The organism is Clostridium oryzae (assembly GCF_002029235.1).
Taxonomy (GTDB): domain Bacteria; phylum Bacillota; class Clostridia; order Clostridiales; family Clostridiaceae; genus Clostridium_AE; species Clostridium_AE oryzae.
The window spans coordinates 1-2,301 of sequence record NZ_MZGV01000143.1 but is presented as its reverse complement, the minus strand read 5'-3'; the positions used below and the strand labels follow the sequence as shown (position 1 = coordinate 2,301).

Sequence of the window (2,301 nt, the reverse complement as noted above, 5' to 3'; positions counted from 1 at the left end):
ATTTATAGGAGAATTAGTAATGGTAGAGTTAGAAAAAAATATTGTAGGAATGGAATTAGCATTAATGTTACAAAACAACATATATCTCAAATTATTGTTTAAAAATCAACCAGATGTACAATTTGAAGCACATCCTGAATTTTTGGAAGAATATCTTCCTTGCGATTCATGATTCAATCTTCTTTAAAAAGAATTAATAAGCTAGTGACGACTGTAGTGAGGCCTAAAGATAGTGATTAAGTGCAAAAAAGTGGTGTATAGAGAATTTAATTAAGCATCAACACTAATATTGGCGACTTCTAAATTGATAACTGTAATTGTCATCAAAATATAAATATTGTTACTTTTTTATCGTGAACCAATTTTTTTTATTTTGTTCTATTTGAATACTTGACTCGCATATTACTTTTGACGAATGTTCATTTTCAATTTTCAAATATATTTTAAAAGGTATTTTTTTTAATTTTTCATTTGAATTGATAGCCCAATATATCTTTTCATTATTGATTTTAATGTCATTACCTAATATTCTAGTTTTACCACTCTTTTTATTCCACACTAAAAAAGTACCTTCTTCAGTAATCCAATGAAATTTTATATTATCTTGTTTTATTTTTGATTTGTAATTTGCTGTAAGAGGTATACCTGGGATAGACGACATAAGAGGACTATATTCAGTAATTTTAGAGTCAATTGCCACTTCTACTTTCTTATTACTACTTTCCACAACCTGTTTCTTATTACCGCAACCTGATAATGAAGAAAATAGTACTAAAGCTAGAATAATTAATAAAGTTTTCCTTAATTTCATAATAGTTCTTCCTTTCATTAATTTATAATATGGGATATTATTTGAATTTATAATAGCAAAATAACTTACACTGTACATCATCAAGAAAGTTAAAACATTAAGCAATATTAAACTAAGCCATGATAGATATCTTTACAAAACTAAGTATATCATTATTATAATATCTATTTTATGGTTGATATCTCCTCTATTTACTATTTATATTATTCATCTAAATTAATCCATCTGTATTATTTTTTTACAATAATGTTATTATTTGATTATATCAGAACCATTTAAATGATTCAAATTTTTCAAAACAAATAGTGCACATATTGATGTTTATTTAATCAAGATTAATGTGTCGTTTAGTTTTTGGCGTATTTTATTATAAACATAACAGCTCTATATAAAATACCAATGAAACTTATACCACGTAATATACTATCATTCAATTTAAGCATGCAAGATTAATTCAGATTTATTTTTCTTTCATAACTTTAAAACTTTCACAGCAATCTATATAAGATAAAAGTGCTAAACTTTTAAAATGATGTTTCTATAGTAAAAATATTGATAAGTTTTTATTTTTATATTCATATTTTAATTGGAATATTAAAGCGATAACTACGATAGTAAAATCAAAAAGTAACAATTAAATATGAGGCTCCATTATGACATAGCCTTTTATAAATATTTTTGTGAATAATTATGCAAAACAGTTCAACTATTATTTACATAATTGGTATTATATGGTGTGATGGTTGTATACCATTAAATCCTATATATAGGTATATACCGAAAGGAGATATTCTATGATTAAAAATCTAAAAAACAAAACAATGACCCTTTTCTTGGCACTAACTATGCTAATAGTTTCCAGTACTACTGTTTTTGCATTGGTCAATCCCAAAAGCTTCTATGACGCAATTAGCTGGACTTGGACTTATGACGCTTCAGCCACTTCAAGCTATAATTGCTTAGGATATGCAACTGGCAGCATGACTTGGGAATGGCCATGGGGATCTTCAAACCCGACCAAATCAAAAGTAGACACGTATATGAAAGGTAAAAGCTATAAAAGTGCAAACTATGGTGTACCAATAGCAAGTCCATTAATTATTGGTGTTAGTATAATATTGTAGACACAGAAAGCCGAACACTTTAAAATAAAGAAAAGAGATAGTGTAAAGTTTGCTATGAAAAAAATTTAGAGAAAAAAAGTAGGATTGAAAAGAGAAAAAGAAGAAAAAAAGCAAGGAAAAATAGGTAGGTGAAGGAAGCCGCCACCCTTGACAGCATGACAAATTAATGCAGTGAGGAAAGTATTAACGGCGAAGGAACTCAAAAACAGAGAGATATAACCGTCAATATCACAGCATTATAGCATTAATTTATCAATACCATCAAGGGCAAGTCCAAAGGATGGCTAAGTATTTAATTACGGCTCAGGAAGCTAAAAACAGAGAGCTTAAGAGCATTGTTGTTCCTGTAAATCAAGAATAACAAGC

Annotated in this window: 2 protein-coding genes; one reads left to right on the top strand and one right to left on the bottom strand. The window is 27.8% G+C overall.

The annotated features are described in order from the left end of the window. Positions 1–340 precede the first annotated feature (340 nt). Complete coding sequence (locus CLORY_RS22675; protein ID WP_079428847.1) at positions 341–811, bottom strand: hypothetical protein; 471 nt, start codon at positions 809–811, stop codon at positions 341–343. Between the two features lie 794 nt (positions 812–1,605). On the opposite strand from CLORY_RS22675, the gene CLORY_RS22670 reads away from it, so the two are divergent. Then, positions 1,606–1,935 (top strand): DUF7689 domain-containing protein, encoded by a 330-nt coding sequence (locus CLORY_RS22670; RefSeq protein ID WP_079428845.1) that lies wholly within the window; start codon positions 1,606–1,608, stop codon positions 1,933–1,935. The last annotated feature ends 366 nt before the right edge of the window (positions 1,936–2,301 follow it).

Bases quoted from the DNA above. Each gene is read 5' to 3' on its own strand.
- CLORY_RS22675 (WP_079428847.1), bottom strand. From the start codon at position 811: ATGAAATTAAGGAAAACTTTATTAATTATTCTAGCTTTAGTACTATTT.
- CLORY_RS22670 (WP_079428845.1), top strand. From the start codon at position 1,606: ATGATTAAAAATCTAAAAAACAAAACAATGACCCTTTTCTTGGCACTA.